Raw genomic sequence first — 697 nt, forward strand, 5'->3', positions numbered from 1 at the left:
ACCCCCGTGTCCCGACAACAGTCGGGGCACTGGTGGCCGCCCACCAAGGCGGCCACTTTCACTTTGGAGATACACCATGTCCACCATCGACTGGACCCAACGCGCCACCACTCAAAAATTGGACGGCCGCAGCGTGATCAATGGCGAGCGCGTCGCCGCCGCCGACGGCCAGACCTTTGCCAAGCACTCGCCGATCGACAACCGCGTGCTGGGCCAAGTCGTTCGCGGCCAAGCGGCCGACATCGACCTCGCTGTGCGCGCCGCCCGCACCGCTTTCGAAGACCGCCGCTGGGCCGGCAAGGCCCCGGCCGCGCGCAAAAAGATCCTGCAGCGCTTTGCCGACAAGATCCTCGGCGCGAAGGAAGAACTGGCGCTGCTCGAAACGCTGGACATGGGCAAGCCGATCCAGTATTCGCTCAGCGTCGACGTGCCTTCGTGCGCCCGCTGCATCGCCTGGTACGCCGAAGCCGTGGACAAGATCTACGACGAGATCGCGCCGACGCCGGACTCGGCGCTGGCCCTGATCACACGCGAGCCGATGGGTGTGATCGGCGCGATCGTGCCGTGGAACTACCCGATGATCATGGCCGCGTGGAAGCTCGGCCCCGCGCTGGCCGCCGGCAACTCGGTGGTCCTGAAGCCCAGCGAGAAGAGCCCCTACACCGCGCTGCGCCTGGCCGAGCTGGCCGTCGAAGCC

The 697-nt window shown here is 67.3% G+C and carries 1 protein-coding gene; it reads left to right on the plus strand.

Going from position 1 to position 697, the window contains the following annotated elements:
* Positions 1-76: 76 nt before the first annotated feature.
* Positions 77-697: aldehyde dehydrogenase family protein (locus tag AC1DYI_RS37655; protein ID WP_477209152.1), on the plus strand; the 621-nt coding region annotated here is incomplete at its 3' end.

It is taken from the genome of Ideonella sp. P3_A4 (assembly GCF_056403075.1).